Source organism: Ferrimonas sp. YIN67 (genome assembly GCF_057219095.1).
In genome coordinates, this window is the sequence record NZ_JBXVVJ010000001.1 from 324982 (window position 1) to 343931 (window position 18950).

At 59.2% G+C, this 18950-nt stretch carries 16 protein-coding genes; 13 read left to right on the plus strand and 3 right to left on the minus strand.

Going from position 1 to position 18950, the window contains the following annotated elements; all coding sequences use genetic code 11:
* Positions 1–167: 167 nt before the first annotated feature.
* Both fadJ and fadI read right to left on the minus strand, forming a co-directional pair.
* Positions 168–2294: a fatty acid oxidation complex subunit alpha FadJ gene (fadJ, locus tag AC2D8U_RS01260; protein ID WP_484617219.1), complete on the minus strand. Its 2127-nt coding sequence runs from the start codon at positions 2292–2294 to the stop codon at positions 168–170.
* Positions 2294–3604 (minus strand): acetyl-CoA C-acyltransferase FadI, encoded by a 1311-nt coding sequence (gene fadI / locus AC2D8U_RS01265; RefSeq protein WP_484617220.1) that lies wholly within the window; start codon positions 3602–3604, stop codon positions 2294–2296. Before fadI ends, fadJ begins: the two co-directional genes overlap by 1 nt.
* A gap of 220 nt (positions 3605–3824) precedes the next feature.
* Here fadI and AC2D8U_RS01270 point away from each other — a divergent pair, with 220 nt between their 5' ends.
* From AC2D8U_RS01270 to AC2D8U_RS01310, 9 genes are all read left to right on the plus strand, one after another.
* Positions 3825–4166: a hypothetical protein gene (locus AC2D8U_RS01270; protein ID WP_484617221.1), complete on the plus strand. Its 342-nt coding sequence runs from the start codon at positions 3825–3827 to the stop codon at positions 4164–4166.
* A 99-nt stretch (positions 4167–4265) separates the two neighbouring features.
* Positions 4266–5222: an AAA family ATPase gene (locus AC2D8U_RS01275; RefSeq protein WP_484617222.1), complete on the plus strand. Its 957-nt coding sequence runs from the start codon at positions 4266–4268 to the stop codon at positions 5220–5222.
* The gene (locus tag AC2D8U_RS01280) at positions 5222–6148 is read left to right on the plus strand and encodes a DUF58 domain-containing protein (RefSeq protein ID WP_484617223.1); all 927 of its coding nucleotides are present in this window, start codon (positions 5222–5224) and stop codon (positions 6146–6148) included. The genes AC2D8U_RS01275 and AC2D8U_RS01280 overlap by 1 nt, the downstream gene beginning before the upstream one ends.
* Positions 6145–6612 (plus strand): DUF4381 domain-containing protein, encoded by a 468-nt coding sequence (locus AC2D8U_RS01285; protein ID WP_484617224.1) that lies wholly within the window; start codon positions 6145–6147, stop codon positions 6610–6612. Before AC2D8U_RS01280 ends, AC2D8U_RS01285 begins: the two co-directional genes overlap by 4 nt.
* Positions 6606–7574, plus strand: a complete 969-nt coding sequence (locus AC2D8U_RS01290; protein WP_484617225.1) for a vWA domain-containing protein — start codon at positions 6606–6608, stop codon at positions 7572–7574. Before AC2D8U_RS01285 ends, AC2D8U_RS01290 begins: the two co-directional genes overlap by 7 nt.
* On the plus strand, positions 7567–9525 hold the full coding sequence (locus AC2D8U_RS01295; RefSeq protein ID WP_484617226.1) for a vWA domain-containing protein: 1959 nt from the start codon (positions 7567–7569) through the stop codon (positions 9523–9525). Before AC2D8U_RS01290 ends, AC2D8U_RS01295 begins: the two co-directional genes overlap by 8 nt.
* On the plus strand, positions 9525–11201 hold the full coding sequence (locus AC2D8U_RS01300) for a BatD family protein (RefSeq protein WP_484617695.1): 1677 nt from the start codon (positions 9525–9527) through the stop codon (positions 11199–11201). The genes AC2D8U_RS01295 and AC2D8U_RS01300 overlap by 1 nt, the downstream gene beginning before the upstream one ends.
* 39 nt (positions 11202–11240) lie before the next feature.
* On the plus strand, positions 11241–11807 hold the full coding sequence (locus tag AC2D8U_RS01305; protein WP_484617227.1) for a sigma-70 family RNA polymerase sigma factor: 567 nt from the start codon (positions 11241–11243) through the stop codon (positions 11805–11807).
* A complete protein-coding gene (locus AC2D8U_RS01310) occupies positions 11800–12501 on the plus strand; it encodes a DUF3379 family protein (RefSeq protein ID WP_484617228.1) in 702 nt (233 codons plus the stop codon). The genes AC2D8U_RS01305 and AC2D8U_RS01310 overlap by 8 nt, the downstream gene beginning before the upstream one ends.
* A gap of 55 nt (positions 12502–12556) precedes the next feature.
* On the opposite strand, the gene AC2D8U_RS01315 is transcribed toward AC2D8U_RS01310, so the two are convergent.
* On the minus strand, positions 12557–13018 hold the full coding sequence (locus AC2D8U_RS01315) for a GNAT family N-acetyltransferase (protein WP_484617229.1): 462 nt from the start codon (positions 13016–13018) through the stop codon (positions 12557–12559).
* Positions 13019–13076: 58 nt separating this feature from the next.
* Here AC2D8U_RS01315 and putP point away from each other — a divergent pair, with 58 nt between their 5' ends.
* The 4 genes from putP to AC2D8U_RS01335 all read left to right on the plus strand — a co-directional run bounded on the left by putP (position 13077) and on the right by AC2D8U_RS01335 (position 18880).
* Positions 13077–14516 carry a sodium/proline symporter PutP gene (gene putP / locus AC2D8U_RS01320; RefSeq protein WP_484617230.1) on the plus strand — a complete coding sequence of 480 codons (1440 nt, stop codon included), beginning with the start codon at positions 13077–13079 and terminating at the stop codon, positions 14514–14516.
* A 211-nt stretch (positions 14517–14727) separates the two neighbouring features.
* Complete coding sequence (locus tag AC2D8U_RS01325; RefSeq protein WP_484617231.1) at positions 14728–16233, plus strand: outer membrane protein transport protein; 1506 nt, start codon at positions 14728–14730, stop codon at positions 16231–16233.
* A gap of 220 nt (positions 16234–16453) precedes the next feature.
* On the plus strand, positions 16454–17791 hold the full coding sequence (locus AC2D8U_RS01330) for an OmpP1/FadL family transporter (RefSeq protein ID WP_484617232.1): 1338 nt from the start codon (positions 16454–16456) through the stop codon (positions 17789–17791).
* 213 nt (positions 17792–18004) lie between these two features.
* Positions 18005–18880: a multidrug transporter gene (locus tag AC2D8U_RS01335; protein ID WP_484617233.1), complete on the plus strand. Its 876-nt coding sequence runs from the start codon at positions 18005–18007 to the stop codon at positions 18878–18880.
* Positions 18881–18950: the final 70 nt, after the last annotated feature.

The following is an 18950-nucleotide window of genomic DNA, read 5'->3' on the forward strand; positions in this document are numbered from 1 at the left end:
GAGAGCCAGTGGCTCTCTTTTTTGTTTTGTCCCGACTAAAAAAACGTCATTTTGTTGTCTTGCCAGTGCCTCCACTGCCCTCAGGTTCGTCAATAATTTGACGCACCTGGTGACATTACGCCTTGGCTATGAGACTCAGCTATGCATTCAGAAAAACCAGCCTCCGCCTAACGCACAAAAAACGTTTCCCCGCTTTGAGCCATCTGTTTAAGCCGCTCGGCCGGTGCGAAACGCGCACCCAGGCGGGTTTCACACTCCTCCAGTTTAGCCAGCAAGTTGCCAGCCCCCATCTGATCGATATAGCGGAATGGCCCTCCTCGAAATGGCGGGAATCCAATGCCGAAGATGGCACCAATATCCCCATCCCTTGGGCTGGCAATGATCCCCTCCTCGAGACAGCGAACGGCTTCATTAAGCATCTGTATAACGCAGCGCTGGGCCATCTCTTCGGCATTCAAGCGGGGTTGTGGTGTCACCCCCAGGACGGAATAAACACTTTCATCAACCGATTTTTTTCCTTTCTTGCCACCGAAGCGATAAAAACCTCGACCATTCTTTTTGCCTTTGCGATCGTCCGCCAACACCTTATCGAAGGCGGACGGTGCGGCAAATCGATCGCCCAGTTCCCCCTCGAGGATGGGGGCGATCTTAGCCCCAACATCAATACCGACCTCATCCAACAAGGCGATGGGGCCAACAGGAAATCCAAACTTAACCAGGGCGCTGTCCAAAGCGTCAATGGGCTCTCCCTCAAGGACCAGGCTGGCAGCCTCGTTCACATACAGTGCAAGGATCCGATTGACGTAAAATCCTGCGCCATCCTGAACCACGATCGGCGTTTTACCCTGCTGGCGGGCAAAAGCCACCGTCGTTGCTATGGTTTGTGCCGAGGTCCCCTTATGAGGGATCACCTCCACCAGGGGCATCTGCTCTACCGGTGAAAAGTAGTGGAGTCCAATCACGTTTTCCGGTCGAGCCGCCGCCTCGGCGATCTGCTCAATGGGCAAAGATGAGGTATTGGAAGCAAAGATGGTGTGCTCACCACAATGGTTCTCTACCTCCTTGACCATTTGGTGCTTCAGCTCCAGATCCTCAAATACCGCTTCAACGACCAGATCCACCCCCTTCAGCCCATCATAACGGGTCGTGGTGGAGAGGAGGTTCATCGCCTTATCTCTTTGAGCTGCCGTGATCTGCCGCTTCTGAACTCGCCGCGCGACCTGTTTATAGCTGTAAGCCAAGGCACTGCTCAACCCCGCCTCATTGATGTCCTTGATCCGAACCGGCAACTTGGCCTTCAGTGCGGTCACCGAAGCGATCCCCCCGCCCATCAAGCCTCCCCCCAGCACCATCACCTTGTTGACCGGTAAGGGCTCGGCCCCCTCGAAACCGCTCTCTTTTTTCATCTGCGTGGTAGCAAAAAACAGGGCACGCAAACATTTGGACTCTGGGGTCATCACCAGTTCGCCAAAGAAGCGGGCCTCCGCCGCATACCCCTGGGCACTGCCCTGCTCGATACCTATCTTTACCGCCTCGATGATCTTTGAGGGTGCCGGGTAGTTACCCTGGGTTTTCGCCTCCACCTGCTTAGCGGCCTGCTGGTAGATCAGTTTGCGACCCACTCCGGTCAGCTCCAGCGCCTTTTCCGCCGCACCCAGCTGAGGTGCCCACTTTTTGCGCTTCCCCTTCAGGGCCCACCGCCGGGCGACATCCATCAAGACCGTTTGGGGCACCATCTCGTCCATCAAACCCATCTTCTTGGCCGATTTAGGCCGAAGTTGACGCCCGGTCAGCATCAGATCCAGCGCTTTGGCCACTCCCACCAGCTTAGGCAGCCTTTGGGTTCCGCCCCCGCCGGGCAGGATCCCGAGCTGAGACTCGGGCAGGCCGATCAGCGTCTTATCGCTGTCACTGCAGACTCGATAGTCACAGGCCAGGGCCACCTCCAAGCCGCCCCCCAGACAGGGCCCGTGGATCGCCGCGACCACGGGCACGGGCAGGGCCGCCAGCGCCGCCAATGTCTTGTGGCCCGCCAGGGACAGGCGGGTCACATCGTCGGCGGTTTCACAGGCCTCAAGCATGCCGATATCCGCCCCGGCGATAAAGGAGTCGGGTTTTCCGGAGCGCAGCACCACGCCCTGGATCTCAGGATCCTGGCCAATGGCGGTGATCACCTCCATCACCTCGTCATTGAAGCTGTCACGCAGGGTATTCATGCTTTCACCGGGCAGATCCATGGTGATCACCGCGATACCGCCATCCTCTTTGGCCCAACTGAATGTCTTCTCGCTCATCACTCCACCTCCAGGATCATCGCCACACCCAGGCCACCCGCCGCACAGGCGGTGGTCAATCCGGTCCCGCCACCCCGCCGTTTCAGTTCGTGACACATTGAGGTGATCATTCGGCCTCCGGTCGCAGCAAAGGGATGGCCGTAGGCCAGGGAGCTGCCCATCACATTAAACTTGTCCATATCGATCTCACCGATCGCCTCGCTGCGCCCCAGCTTTTCCTGAGCAAACTGCCGACTGGCAAACATCTTAATATTGGCCAGGGTCTGCGCGGCAAAGGCTTCATGCATCTCGATCAGATCCAGATCGGCCAGGGTCATTCCTGCCCTATCCAGGGCCTTGGGCGTGGCATAGCTGGGCCCCATCAGCATGTCTTCCCACACATCGATGCCGGCAAAGGCGTAGCTTCGAATGTAACCGATGGGATCGTATCCCATCGCCTTGGCCCTGGACTCCGGCATCATTAACAGCGCCGAGGCACCATCGGTCAACGGGGTCGCATTGGCGGCCGTTACACTGCCATATTTTTTATCAAACACAGGCTTAAGCTTGGCCAGTTTATCCGCCGTCATATCGGCCCGAACGTTGTTGTCTCGCTCGATAAAGGCTTTATAAGGCGGGACATGGCAGGTCATCACCTCCTGGGCCAGCACACCGGACTCCCAGTTCTGATGAGCCCTTTGATGGGAGCGGATCGCCAGTTCATCCTGTGCCTGCCGTGGGATCTGGTGACTCTTCGCCATCTGTTCGGCGGTCTGTCCCATGGACAAGCCGGTGGAGTACTCCGCCACCGCAGGGGGTACGGGGAGCAGATCACCGGGTCGCAGCCGTTTTAAGATCGACAGGCGTTGTCCCAGGCTTCGCGCCTTGGTGAGATCCACCAGGGACCGTCCCAATTTTTTACTGACGCCTATGGGCAGCACCGAGCTGGAATCCGCGCCTCCGGCGATCCCGATCTCAACCTGACCGGCCATCATGGACTCCGCCACACTCACGGCCGACTGAAACGAAGTGGCACAGGCCCGGCTCACCGAGTAGGCATCCGTATGGACCGACATACCGGTTCCCAGGACGATCTCCCGGGCGATATTCGGGGCCTCGGGCATCTGGATCACCTGCCCATACACAAGTTGATCGACCAATTTTGGGTTCAGCTCACTGCGAGCAAGCAGTTCACTGACCACCATCTGTCCCATCTGCAGTGCCGAGATCCCGTGAAACGCCGTCGCTTGCCGCGCAAATGGAGTACGCAGCCCGGCGACGATGGCGATACGATCGCCCGAAGGGGTTTGCAGCCTGTGTCGTTGCGTCATGATTGTCCTCTTTCCCTGAACTCTAGAGTGTGACCTCGACGAGGTCGGACCAGAAAAATGTGATCTCATCCTACCTGCTGGGCTGCCAGTTTCAAACACTTGTGTGAATCCTTTGCCGGAACGCTCGGCCTGAGGCGTGGCGAGTAAAGTCCGCTTTCACTTAAAAAAAGTCATAATATCAGTGACACTCAGCACAATTTCGAGACGAAGAGAACAAACAATGCGCCCAGAAACGAACCTCAGCCGCCGCCCCTTGTCTGTTTGGATAGCACTGCTGTATATCCCTTTGGGAGTGCAGATGCTGTTCTGGATGATGGGCTTCCACTATGTGGACTTCGGCCTGCCGCAGAGCCTTCGGGCCCTGCCCATGACGCTGTTGCAATACTACGTCAGCATCACACTGCTGCTCTATCCACTGGTCTTTGCATATGGGCTGTTTTTCAGCCTGCATCTGAACCGTCAGGGGGCCACAGCAGGCAAAGTGATACTGGCATCACTCTTGCCCATGGTCACGGCCGCGCCCTACTTGCTCACCACCCAGATCATGCAGTATTTTCAATAACCTTTATTAGATCAGGCCCTAGATGAGTTCCCGGCTTCAACGCCCGTTTCCCATCGATACGGGGCAGTGTAAAACCGTCCGCAGCCATAGAGACACACCATGCAACTGCAACGCCTTAATCAGATCCAATCCTATCTGCACCAGATGATCCTGGGACAGCCCAGCTTGGTAGAGGGTCTGCTGATCGCCCTGATCGCAGATGGCCACCTCCTGGTGGAGGGTCCACCCGGACTGGCCAAGACCCGGGCCGTAAAAGCCCTGGCCGACTGCATCGATGGCAATTTCCACCGCATCCAGTTCACCCCGGATCTGCTTCCGGCAGATCTGACCGGCACCGATATTTTCCGTCAGGAAACCGGCCAGTTCGAGTTTCAAGCCGGCCCTCTGTTCCACAACCTGGCGCTGGCCGATGAGATCAACCGGGCTCCCGCCAAGGTCCAGTCCGCACTGCTCGAAGCGATGGCTGAGGGGCAGATCACCGTAGGGAAGCGCAGCTACCCCTTGCCCCGTCTATTTATGGTGATGGCCACCCAAAACCCCATCGAGAACGAAGGCACCTACCCCCTGCCAGAAGCCCAGCTCGACCGCTTCCTGCTGCACCTGTCTCTGGACTACCCCGACGCTGAGACCGAGTTGCAGATCCTGGCGCTGTCCCGCAACGAAGCCAAACACAGTGTGATCACCCCACCCCAGCCCCTGACGGAAGCCGAAGTGTTTGCCGCCCGGGATGCAGCCCTGGGGATCCACCTGGCCCCTCAGATGGAGCAATACATAGTGTCCCTGGTGATGGCAACACGCCAGCCGGCTCGCTATGACGACACCCTGGGGCAATGGTTGCAATGGGGCGTCAGCCCACGTGCCAGTATCGCCCTGGAACGCTGTGCCCGTGCCCGTGCCTTCCTGCTGGGACGGGACTATGTCGCCCCGGAAGATATCCAGGCGGTGGCCCCCAATGTACTGCGTCACCGGATCCTGCTGAGCTACCAGGCTGAGGCCGAAGGCGTTAGCAAAGATCAGGTGATCGCCCGGATCCTCAAGCTGGTGGCCGTACCCTGATGTCTGCTGCAAGGTTACCCCTGCCTCGCCATGGGAACGGTGCCACCCTTTGCCTCAAGGAGCTGCTGGCCCGGGCCGAGCATCAGGATCTGATCCGCAGCGGTGATCAGGGCCGAGCCCGCGCCCTGATGGCGGGCGAACGGCTGTCGCGGCTCAAGGGGCGTGGCATGGAGTTCGCCGAGGTGCGCGCCTATCAAAGCGGTGACGATATCCGCACCATCGACTGGCGCGTAACGGCCCGAACCGGCAAAGCGCACACCAAGCTGTTTCGCGACGAACGGGAGCGTCCGGTTCTACTGTGCGTCGATCTGGGCAGCCGAATGCAACTGGGCTCTGAGCTGCTTCTGCAGTCAGTGCAGGCGGCGCACCTGGCCGCGACCCTGAGCTGGCACATTACCGGTAAGGGCGATCGTCTCGGCGGGATCGTCTGCAACGAGTCCGAGCATGCAGAGCTCAAACCCAAGGCCCGGCGAGCCGGGCTACTGGCGATGCTCGAAGCCCTGATTGAGAAGCATGGCAAAGCCCCAACCCAGGAAAATGGTGACTACTGGTCTGCAGCCCTGGTCCGCCTCGAACGCCTGGTGCGCCCCGGCTCCCTGGCCGTGATCATCACCAACCCCCTGGGCATGGATGAAGAGAGCCTGCAGCGGATCAAACGGCTAAGGCGTCACGCCGAAGTGCGTCTGTTCTGCCTGACCGATCCCCTGTTTGACAAGCTGCGTGATGCCGGCGGTCCCCTGCCGGTGCGTCTTCCAGATCAGGTCCGGCCAAATTGGCTGGATCATCAGGGCGCCAAAACCCTTTCCAGTCGCTGGCATAGCGCGCAGGAACGCGCCTATCAGCAAAGCCTGCAACAAGACCTGGCCTTGAGTGAGATCAGTGCTGCCGCCCCTCTGGAGCAGCAGTGGCAAAAATTGTGGTTATGAATCCCTTAGAACAACTTCACGATATCCTTCTCCCCCCGGCGGTGAGTCCCTGGCCACTGGCCTGGGGCTGGTGGTTACTGATGGCGCTGCTCCTGCTGGCCGGAACCTCCCTGACAGTATGGTTATGGCGTCGCCATCGCTACCGGGCGCCATTGCGCCAGGCGCTTCAAGCCCTGGCAGCATTGGATCCCCTTCAGAGCGATCTCAACCGGACGATCCCCACCCTGCTTAAGCGCACCGCCATCGCCTACACCGATAGGGAAGCCATCGCCGGGCTGCACGGTGACGCCTGGCACAGCTTCCTGAATCAGCTGCATCCGGCCCCCTGGCCCACCCTGCTGGGGAACCCCTATCGCAGCGACAACGCCATCCCAGACGGCGCCGCGTTGATCGCCGCCACTGGGCAAGCCCTTCGGGCCCTGCCAAGCCATCACAAGGCAAACAGGGAGGCACCGGCATGCTGAGCTTCGAATGGCCCTGGCTGCTCTTGGCCCTGCCCCTCCCCTGGCTGCTGCCACGCCGACGCCCGGCCGCTGTCAGTGCTTTGCGCCTGCCCGGCAGCCTGAGCCGCTCCATCGCCCTGGCTGGCGGTCCGGCTCCCAAGACGAGGTGGCGCGTGCTCGGGGCACTGACCTGGCTGTGTCTGGTACTGGCGGCCTGTCGGCCCCTTTGGCTTGGAGAGCCCGTGGCCCTCAAGCGGGAAGGTCGGGATCTGATGATCTCGGTGGATCTCTCCGGCTCCATGTTGATCGAAGACATGGAGCTCAATGGCCGACTGGTGGATCGCTACACCATGGTTCGCCATGTCCTGGGCGACTTTATCCAGCGCCGGGACGGGGATCGCCTGGGGCTGATCCTGTTTGCCGACGCCGCCTACCTTCAGGCGCCCCTGACCTTTGACCGGCAAACCGTTGCCCAGTATCTGCGGGAATCCGAGATCGGCCTGGTGGGGAACCAGACCGCCATCGGCGACTCCATCGCCCTGGCTGTTAAGCGCTTCGAAGAGCTGGAGCAAAGTTCCCGAGTGCTGGTGCTGCTGACCGACGGGGAGAACAACGCCGGCCGCTTTACCCCGGCTCAGGCGGTCGAGCTGGCTCGCCAGGCTGGCGTCACCCTCTATACCATAGGTGTCGGCTCTTCCCAGATGAAACAGCGCCGCCTGTTTGGCAGCAGCACGGTCAATCCCTCGGCCGAACTGGACCGGGCGGAAGCCGAATTTATCGAACTGTCCGAGTCTACTGGCGGACGCTACTTCAGGGCCCGTACCACGGCAGAACTCGATGAGATCTACGCCGAGCTCGACCAGCTTGAACCGCTGGAGCAGGAGGGCAGCCAATGGCGCCCACAAACCGAACTCTATACCTGGCCCTTAGCCATAGCCCTGGGCCTACTTACGCTACTACTGGTGAGGAGGCAACATGGCTGACTTTCATTTGATCCGTCCCTGGGTACTGTTGGGCCTGTTACTGCTCCCGATCCTGGCCTGGTGGCTGAGACGCCAGGGTCAACATCATCAGTTTTGGAGCAAGCTACTGCCTGCACACCTGCACCAGGCCATGCTGCAGAGTGAGGGCACCAGCAAAGCCCTGGGCCAAGCGCTCCCCATCACCCTGCTGGCGCTGATCCTGCTTGCCCTCTCCGGCCCCGCCTGGGACAAACGCTCAGTGCCTCTGTTCCAGCTGGATCAGGGCCGGGTTCTGCTGATGGACATGTCCTACTCCATGTGGGCCACCGATCTCCCCCCCAACCGACTGGCCCATGCCCGCTTCAAGGCACTGGATCTGCTTGAACACTTGCCTGAAGGCGAGATGGGGCTGGTGGTCTACGGTGGCGATGCCTTCACCCTGGCCCCGCTGACCGATGATCGCGCCACCCTGGCCAACCTGATCCCTGTTTTATCGCCGGATCTGGTCCCTGTCCCCGGCTCCAATGTCCCCAAGGGGCTGTACCAGGCCGATCAGCTGCTGCGGGATGCGGGCTATCTCAATGGGGAGATCCTGCTGATCGCCGATGATCTCCACCCTGAACATGCCGATGAAGCGATTGAGCTGGCCAAGAAAATGCCATGGACCCTGAAGATCCTCGCCCTGGGCACCCCCGCCGGGGCGCCCATGGAGCCCCCAGGTGGCGAGCTGATCCGTACCCGCTCTGGCGAGGTGGCCCTGGCCTTCACGGACTTTGAGCTGCTGGGCAAGCTGGCCCGGGCCGGTGATGGCACCCTGGTGCCCTACCAGCCCGACGGCAGTGACGTGCTCAGCCTGGCAGACAAGGGGCCAGCACAGATGGACACTGGCCGCGAACATGGGCATCAAGGTCACAGCCAATGGCAGGATCGGGGGGGCTATCTGCTGGCATTGCTGCTTCTGCCCCTGGCCTGGATGATGCGACGCCACGCACTGCTGGCACTGCTCCCCATGATGTTGCCCCTGCTGGCCTTTAGCCCCAGTGGCAACGCCAACCCCTGGTTACGCGCCGACCAACAGGGACAAGCCGCCTTTGAACAGGGCGACTTTAGCCAGGCTGCCAACCAATTCAACAATCCCGCCTGGCGGGGCGCCGCTCACTACCGGGCGGGAGAGTATGAACAGGCTCTTGAAGCCTTCGATCAGGCAGAGGATCTAAACAGTCTCTATAACGGCGGTAATGCCCTTGCCCAACTGGGGCGTTATCAAGATGCCGCCCAACGCTATCGTGAGGTCCTGGACCGGCACCCAAGCCACGAACAGGCACAGGAAAATCTGGACCTGATGGAGCAGTTGATCGCCCAACAGCCTGAGGGTGAGCAAAACCCGGACGGCGAGCAGAACCCGGACGGCGAGCAGAACCAAAACGGCGAGCAGAACCAGAACGGCGAGCAGAACCAGAACGGCGAGCAAAGCCCGGACGGCGAGCAAAGCCAGAACGGCGAGCAGAACCAGAACGGCGAGCAGAACCAGAACGGTGAGCAGAGCCAGAAGGGTGAGCAAAACCCGGACGACGAGCCAAGCCAGAACGGTGAGCAGAATCAAAGCGGCGAGCCAAGCCAGAACGGTGAGCAAAACCCGGACGGTGAGCAAAACCCGGACGTCGAGCAAAGCCAGAACGGCGAGCAGAACCAGAGCGATAAGCTAAATCCGGACGATCAGACGCCCGGCACGGAGGCCAACCCCGAGTCCACACCGCCTGCCTCCACACCACAAGAGTCCACCGACGAAGAGCAGTCCCAGGCCTCAAGCTCAGCACAGCCGACCGAAGAGGACGTTGACAACCGTCAGCTACACCGACAACTCCAGTTGGTACAGGATGATCCCGGCCAACTGTTGCGCAACAAAATGCAATTGGAATACCAACGCCGCCGTCAGGAAGGCACCATCAATACGGAGCGTACCCAGTGGTAATGCGAGTTTTACCCAAGATATTTTTGCCGACACTGGCCTGCCTGGCGCTGCTTTTCTCCTCCGCCAGCTGGGCCCTGACCCAGTTAACCACCACGGTGGATCAAAATCCGGTGCTGATGGGTCAGTCCTTTACCCTGAGCGTGACGGCTGATGACAGCGTCGATCGGGACGCGCTGGACACCACGCCACTGGAACGCGATTTTATCCTTGGCCGGGTCAACGTCAGCTCCAGCACCCAGATCGTTAATTTCGACATGCAACGCCAGACCCGCTGGCAGGTGCTACTGCTGCCCCGCAAGACAGGTACCTTTACCCTGCCATCCCTGCAGATCGAAGGCGTTGCCAGCCAGCCCATTGAACTGACCGTTTTGGCTCAGGACCAAGCCGACGCCCTGGAGCAACTGCCCCTGGCCTTTATCGAAACGCGTCTCGATTCAGACAGAGTCTACGTCGGCCAGCCTGCCGTACTCACCTTGACCCTCTATCTGGGGGCCGATCTGCAACGAGGCACCCTCAACGCCCCAGAGCACGCCCAGGCCAACCTGCAACAACTGGGTGAAGACAGTGCCGGCAGCATCATCCGCCAGGGACGGCGCTACCGCACCATTGATCGCCAATTCCTGATCACCGCGCAACAAAGCGGCGCACTGGAGTTGGGCACGGCCACCTTTGAAGGGGATCTGATCGTCGCCAATCGCAGTAACGACTTCTTTGGCCGGGGTCAGGCCCGCTCCATGGTGGCCACCAGCGATCCCATCAGCCTGACGGTGCTGCCGAAACCCGCCGCCTACAAGGGGGAGTGGCTGGTCGCCGACATGGTGGCCTTAAATGATAACCTCGCCGACGAGGCCGCACCGACCGAATTTGAGGTGGGCCAACCCATCACTCGAACCCTACGCCTGACCGCCATCGGCACCGTAGCCGATGCCCTGCCACAGCTGACACTGACGGCCCCCGAGGGAGTCCGTCTCTACCCGGATAAGGTTGAACGCAACGGTGGGGTAAGGGAAACACAGTTGATCGCGACCCTGGAGCAGAGCGTCGCCCTGGTTCCCAGCCAGCCCGGCAGCTATACCCTGCCCGAGTTGCGCGTTCCCTGGTGGAATGCCCGGCTGAAACGCCAGGAGTGGGCGGTCTTGCCTGAGCGTACCATCGAGGTCCTGCCCAGCAGCACGGGATTGGCGCCTATCCCCGTACCCAGCTTCTCTTTGGAGCAGGAGCCCCTCTCAAACCAAACCCAGGTCATCCACACTCCAGGACTCTGGCCCTATACCACAATCGTCTTTGCCCTGCTCTGGCTGGCGACCCTGGTATGGGGGGTGCGCCGAGGCCAGGCTCGCCCATCGATCACGGAGAGCCCGGATCTGAAACCCGTCGTCAGCGAGCGGACACTGCTGCAAGCCTGCCAACAGAATGATGCCAGCCTGGTCCTCAACCTGCTGCCCCGCTGGGCCAGTGAATACCTTGAGCGTCCGACATCTTTGGCCCAGATCCCGGCCCAGCTACCGAGCCTGGCCGAGCCCCTAAGCCAACTGCAACGCAGCCGCTACAGCCCGTCCAATCACCCCTGGCAGGGTGACAAGCTGGCAACGGCGCTCCGTGCCCTCTCAACGCAGGACACCCGTAATCGGCAATCACTCTTGCCGCCACTGGATCCGACATCCACAATGGGTTAAATCTGCGGGCGGGCGCACAAAAGGGAAGGTGACGCAAAAATGTTCAGGGGTTTAGGAAAGAAAAAGGCGGCTTCATCGGTCACTAGAGACATGATGAGCAAACAAAAACGCTATGAGGCGCTGGTGCGAGCCCTGCACGGCGACCTCTTTCGCTATGCCTACTGGCTGAGTCACGACCGCTCGATTGCTGACGACCTGGTTCAGGAGACATTTTTGCGGGCCTGGAAATCGCTCGACGCACTCAAGGATGAAAAAGCGGCAAAGGCCTGGCTCATTACCATATTGCGGCGGGAGAATGCCCGCCGCTTCGAGCGTAAGCAGTTCGATCTGACCAACATCGATGAGATGCAGGTCGCCGATCTCGGCACTACGACCCAAGAGCAGGACGTGGAGAATCAGTGGCTGCGCAAAAAAATGGCCCAGTTGGAGCCGGAATACCGAGAGCCCTTGTTGCTCCAGGTGCTCTATGGCTTCTCCGGTGACGAGATCGCCACCGTGCTGGAGCTCAACCGTAATACCGTGATGACCCGGCTGTTTCGGGCCCGGAACCAGTTGCGCGAAGCCCTGGACGTTCATCACATCAATGAGGGGCAACGAAATGGATGAGCTTGAATTCCGTCGGCGCCTGTATGCCGACCCGAGTAGCCAGGATCCGGAGCTGATCCAGGCCGCCGCAGACGATCCGGCCTATGCCGCCTTTCGGCAGGAGCTTCAAACCCTGGAGCATAAAATCAATCATGCGGCCAAAGTCCCGATCCCCGAAGATCTGGCCGAGCGCCTGCTACTTAGCCAAAATCTGACGGTTCATCATCAACAGCAACGTCGTCATCGCTGGCAATTGGCCGCCGTCGCATCGGTGGCCTTCGCCGTCGGCCTGATCTTTACTCTGGCAACCCGCGTACCTGGCGATCTCGGTCAGCATGCCCTGGCCCATGTCGCCCATGAGCAAAGCTTTGTCGAATCCATCGATGAACAGGTGAGCCTGAACGCCCTGAATACGAAATTGGCATCCCTTGGTGGACAGTTTTCACAAGTCCCCGGGGCCATCTACTACGCCAATTATTGTGACTTTGATGGGATCCGCAGCCTGCATGTGGTGATGGATTCCGATGAGGGCCGCATCACCCTGTTTATGATCCCTGCGCAAGAGGGGGCTACCCTGCCCGACCGCTTTGCCAATGACCACTTCCATGGCCTGGGCACGGATCATGGCACCCTGCATATGGCTGTGGTGGGCACCCCACAGCAACGCCTCAAGCCCGCGTTGAATGCCTTGAGTGGCGGGTATCAGAGTCTCTAAGCAGGCAGAGCAGGAAAGCATCAGCGCCGTGCTGTTAGAGCACGGCGCTTTGTGTTCAGGGAGCCAGCACCATATCCAGGTGCATCACACCCCCATCGTCATAGGGTTGGGAGACCACCTCAAACCCGAAACTTTGGTAATAGTGGGTCAGCGCCTGTTGAGCCGAGATCTTGATGGCCAACCCGGGGGCCAATAAACGGCCGCGCTCTATCCCCTCCTGGATCAAGGCCCGCCCCAGGCCAGTCCCCCGCGCCGACGGGGCCAAGACGATCCGGCCCAGCTTTAACACCTCACCGTTTGATATCAGTCTCAGATAACCCAGCAGCACGCCACTGTCATCACTCACCAAAAGGTGCCAAGCATCAGGATCCTGGCCATCAATATCTTCATAGAGACTGCTTTGCTCCAACTGGAACACCCGCTCACGCAGCCGCAATAGATCGTACAGCTGTCCAACCGTTAACTGGGCGAAAGTTCGCCAAACAAGTTGGCCTGGTAAATTGGTATGACTGGTCACTCAGGGAGTCCTTTGTTAGCATTCGGTCGCATAGAATTAAGGACAGTAGAATATAAGCATGATCACCACGGCGACCAGCATTACTTTTTTCGGCTATTTGATCTTCCTTTTGGTCATTGGCACGCTTGCATACAAGAACACCAACACCTCCTCAGACTACATCCTTGGGGGCCGTAAAATGGGCCCGGCCGTCACTGCCTTGAGTGTCGGCGCCTCCGATATGTCCGGCTGGCTCCTGTTGGGATTGCCCGGGGCGGTTTATCTCTCGGGACTCAGCGAAGCCTGGATCGGCATCGGCCTGGTACTGGGCGCCTGGATCAACTGGCACCTGGTGGCCAAACGTCTGCGGATCTACACCGAATTTACCCGCGACTCCCTGACCCTGCCCGACTTCCTGGAAGGCCGCTTCGCCGATACCGGGATCTTGCGACTGGTCGCCGCCTCCACCATCTTGCTGTTCTTCACCTTCTATACCTCTTCCGGCATGGTCGGTGGCGCGATCCTGTTTGAGCAGGCGTTCGGCCTTGAGTACACCACCGCTTTGCTGATCGGTGCCTCCATCATCGTTTCCTACACCTTCGTCGGCGGCTTCTTTGCCGTCAGCTGGACCGATTTTTTCCAGGGGATCCTGATGCTGCTTGCCCTGCTGGTGGTGCCCGCCGTGGTGTTCTTCGGTGATACCCATGATATCGCCATGGTCGAACCCGCCATGCTGGAGCTGATCCCAGAAAGCCTCTCCCTGCTGGCCATTATCTCCCTGATGGCCTGGGGCCTGGGTTACTTCGGCCAGCCCCACATCCTCTCCCGCTTTATGGCCATCGGAGACGTCAAAGATCTGCCCGTCTCCCGTCGTATCGCCATGAGCTGGATGGTGGTCTCCCTGTTTGGTGCACTGGCTACTGGCCTGGCCGGTTACCTTTACTTTGCCGACAGCCCGCTGACCAACCCCGAAACCGTCTTTATCGAACTGTCCAAGGTCCTGTTCAACCCCTGGATCGCCGGCTTCCTGATCGCCGCCATCCTCTCGGCGATCATGAGCACCATCGATTCCCAACTCTTAGTGTGCTCCTCCGTGGTCACCGAAGACTTCTATAAGAAGTGGCTGCGTCCGGACGCCTCTGAGCGGGAGAAGGTGATGGTCGGACGCTTGACCGTCCTGGCCGTTGCCGTGCTGGCCACAGTGATCGCCCTCAATCCTCAATCCAGCGTCCTAAGCCTGGTGTCCTACGCCTGGGCCGGATTTGGTGCCGCCTTCGGCCCCGTGGTCCTGCTCGCCCTGTACTGGCGCGGATACAGCCGCTACGGCGCGATTGCCACCATCCTGGTCGGTGCCGCCACCGTGGTGATCTGGAAGCCCCTCTCAGGTGGCCTGTTTGATCTGTACGAGATCCTGCCAGGCTTCCTGTTTGCCACCCTGGCAGGCGTCCTCATCAGTCAATGGCTACCCGCCAGCCAGCCGGTGCGAGAGCAGCACGCCAGATTTGAGCAGCTACTCTAAACCCCACAACAACAAAGGGCGCCTCCGGCGCCCTTTGCTTTTACATAAAACACACCCCAAAAACACATTCACCGCCAAAAGCGTCGAGTTGCCTGCAAAGTCACCGAACTTACCCCCAAAACGCCCTCTGGTCGGATATGTAGACCCCACCCCCCTCCCTAGAATGCGCACCATTATTAAAACGATCCACTGCATTTTAGTGAGAGCGCAGATGAAAACGATGAACAAGACACTGATCGCCACTGCGATCGCCTTGACCAGCACCCAGACCCTGGCTGCTGGCTTTGGTTTGAACTCCCAATCCGCCACCGGTATCGGTCGCGCCTTCTCCGGTGATGCAGTGATCGCCGACAATGCCTCCGTGCTGTCCCGTAACCCGGCCGCCATGGCGATGTTTGATTCCGCTGCCCTGTCTTTGGGTGTTGCCTACGCCGATACCGACGTCAAGATCTCCAACGTCAACTACGAAGGCGGTAACCTGAACAACATCGACGATGCCGCCGATGCTGCAGTGATCCCGAACTTCTACTACATCCAGCCCCTGAGCGACAAGTGGGCCATCGGTTTCGCCGGCTTTACCAACTTCGGTACCGGCACCGACACCCGCTCTCTGCTATCCGGTGTCTCTCCTGCGGCAGCTGGCACCCCGCCGTATGATCTCATCGGTGAGACCGAGGTGATCACCATGAACCTCAATGCCAGCGTCTCCTACCGCATCAATGACAAATTGGCCATCGGTGCCGGTCTGGATCTGATCCAGGGCAGTGGTAAGCTGAGCCGCCTGGACATGGCTGGCGCCCAATTTAGCCAATCCATTTTGGGCGGGATCGCTAACATTGGTCTCGATGACATAACCACTGGCATTAATGCCGATGCCGACGGAATTGGCTTTGGCGGTATCGTCGGTGCGACCTACGAAGTGAACGAAAACCACCGCTTCGGCATGAGCTACCGTGTTAGCCCCACCGTAAAAGCCAGTGGTAAAGTGGGTGCGAACATCTCCACGGATGCTGCCATCAACGCAACCGTCACCGGTGGTATGGTCAACGTACCTGGGACCATTATAGGCATTAACATTGACGCCCCACTGGCAGTCAATGCCAACTTCGACGAGTTGGAAGTCCCGGTACCAGATATCTTCCAGTTTGCCGGCTTCCACCAGCTCACCGATCGCTTTGCCATGCATTACACCGCGCAGTGGACCAAGTGGAGTGTGTTTGACAAGATCACAGCTACCAATGGCCAACTGGTTGCAGGGAGCGATGCAACGATCACCCTGACTTGCACCAACAATCCACTTGCACCGGGCAACTGCAACGATTTTGGTGATCAACAGGTACACAAACTTTCTATTAGTGAAAGTGAAAGCCTCGGTAACGTGGTCCTCAAAGATTACAACTGGAAAGACTCCTGGATGCTGAGCATCGGCGGTACCTACAGCCTGAATGACAAATGGACCCTGCGCGCCGGTTACATGTTCGATCAGGGCGTGGTCGGTGACACCGAGTCCCTGTCCATCCCGGATTCCGACCGTAACTGGTACACCGCAGGTGTGGGTTACCAGCTGAGCCGCAACAGCGCCATCGATCTCGGCATGGCCGTTATTCGCGGCGAAAAAGTCAATCTGGTGGAAGACTCGGCCTTGGTCGGTCCAGTCAATGCCACTACTGAGTCCGGCGCGACCTACTACTCCCTGCAATACAGCCGCCGCTTCTAAGCACTCACGGCTAAGCACGTCACAAGGAGGCCAACCGGCCTCCTTTTTGCTTTTTCCCCGCCATATCCCTGCACGTTCTCCCTCTTTCTTTCCTCACCAGCACAAAATGTGATCCAGATCACAGTACCGAGCAAAAACTCAGATTAGAGCAAATGCTCTCGTTTCATTTATTAATACACTGCCCGGCGCATAGCAAAAAAAACACAACGGGATTAGAACGATGACAACAATACGGAAAACTTTGCTCGCCACCAGCATCCTGGCTTTGAGCGCCCCGTCTTTGGCCGCCGGTTTTGGCCTGAACGCCCAGTCCGCCGCTGGCGTCGGCCGGGCCATCTCTGGGGACGCCGCCATCGGCGACAACGCCGCCATCCTGGCCCGCAACCCCGCCGGTATGGCCCTGTTCGACCAAAAAGCGCTCTCAGTCGGGATCAGCTACCTGGATGTGGACGTCAAGATCAAGGACATCAACTTCGATGTCCCACTGGTAGGTACTCAGCACGTAGGCAGCGAACATGATGCCGCCGACAGCAAGGTAGTCCCCGCCGTCTACTATATCCAGCCACTGAACGACAAGCTGGCCTTCGGCCTGGGTGCCTTCACCAATTTTGGTACCGGCACCGACACCAGCGATCTGCAAGGTAAGACCTTTGTTCTGGGCCAGATCCCCGGCCCAGATGATCTGCTGGGCAACACTCAATTGACCACCGTCAACCTTAACGCCAGCCTCTCCTACCGCATCAACGAGATGTTCAGTGTCGGTGCAGGCCTGGACGTGATCTACGGCTCAGGGGAAGTCACTCGAGGCAACGTGCCCGGCTCTGATATTCCGTTGACCAATGTGGACGCCGATGGCTGGGGCCTTGGTGGGATCGTCGGTGGTTTGATTGAATTTAACGAAAACCATCGCATCGGTCTGAGCTACCGCTACAGCCCCGATACCACAGTCGATGGGGATCTGGATAAAGTCAGTAGTTATCCAGCGCTGGGCGGAGAGCTGCTGCCCACCCGATACGAAGAGATGGACGTGCCGCTGCCGGATGTCTTCCAGATTGGTGGCTTCCACCAAGTTCTGCCCAAACTGGCCGTGCACTACACCCTGCAATGGACCAAATGGAGCGACTTCGATCAAATCACCCTGAAAAATGGCACCAGCCTGGTCGAGATCCCCAATCTGGGTGCACCAACGCTGGATGAAGATGCGCTGAAAGTCTACGAGTGGAAAGACTCCTGGCTTTACAGCATCGGGGCAACCTATTCCCTCAGCGACAAGTGGGATCTGCGTGCCGGTTACCTGTTCGACAACGGTGTGATCGATCAGGTTGAGTCCATCTCCATCCCGGACTCCGATCGTAACTGGTATACCGCCGGTGCCAGTTACAAGCTGACCCCGAACCAAAGCCTCGATTTCGGTTACGCCTATGTTCAAGGCAAAAACGTTGAGGTGAATGAAGAGAGTGCCCTATTGAGCGGCGCATTTGGTGCCCCGACCTTCGTCACCGCCATCACCCGCTCCAACGCCCAGTACTTCTCCATGCAGTACAACTACCGCTTCTAATCCCGCCATCAGGCAATGAAAAGGAGGCCATCTGGCCTCCTTTTTCTATTTGGGCTTAAACCCATCACACCCATGGCGATCCAATAGGCCATAGGTTCGACCCGTGGAAGCGCTTCTCAAACATCTAATCAATAAGATCATCACTGTACGACGGCTAGGCAGGATCTCGGCATTCCGCTATGCTGCCCCTCCCCCAAGGATGGAGTGTGACGGATGGAATGGATAGGATTTACCTTCCTCGCTGCCTTTATGCAGGCCTGGCGCAACGCCCTGCAGAGCCAACTCAGCACCCAGGTGAATGCCCTGGGCGTCACCCTGGCTCGTTTCCTCTGGGCCGGGCCCATCGCCGCCCTCTACCTGGCTGGACTCACCCTGTGGCAACCCCAACCCTGGCCCGAGCTTAACCTGGATTTTGGCCGGTTCGTGATCGGTGCCGCCCTGATGCAGATCCTGGCCACCGCACTCATGGTGCGCCTGTTTCAGCTTAAAAACTTCGCTGTCGGGGCAGGCCTGGCAAAGAGCGAAGCACTGATCGCCGCGATCCTCGGCATGGCCTTCTTCGGCACCCAACTGTCACTTCTGGGCTGGCTGGGGATCGGCATTGGCACCCTGGCAGTCTTTTTGCTCAGTGCCAAAACCGGGCTGCGTCAGCTCTCCTTCAGTACCGTCGCCCTCGGTCTGGCCTGTGGTGGCAGTTTCGCCCTCACCTCATTGTGGATCCGCGAGGCCAGCCTGAGCCTGTCCCTGCCCTTTCCCCACCGCGCTGCCTGGGTGCTCGTTCTGGTGATCGGGCTGCAAACCCTTCTGCTGCTGGGCTATCTGCTGTGGCGGGATCGCGCCACCCTTACCGCCCTCAACCAACGCTTTCGCCTCACCGCCGCCATCAGCCTGGCCAGTTGCCTCGGCTCCATCGGCTGGTTCAGCGCCATGTCGCTGCAAAATGTGCCTCTGGTCAAAACCCTGGGCCAGGTGGAGGTGTTCTTTACCCTGATGATCGCCGCCTACTGGCTGAAACAGAAGGTTAAGGTGCAGGACATGCTCGGCCTGTTCTTGATCGCCGTCGCCGCCATCATAGTGATGTGGTTCTGAATCGGCGCAGCCGTGCATCGAGTTTTACGAATGCGCCAACGATCATTTCGAACATTCTGGAAATTTGACA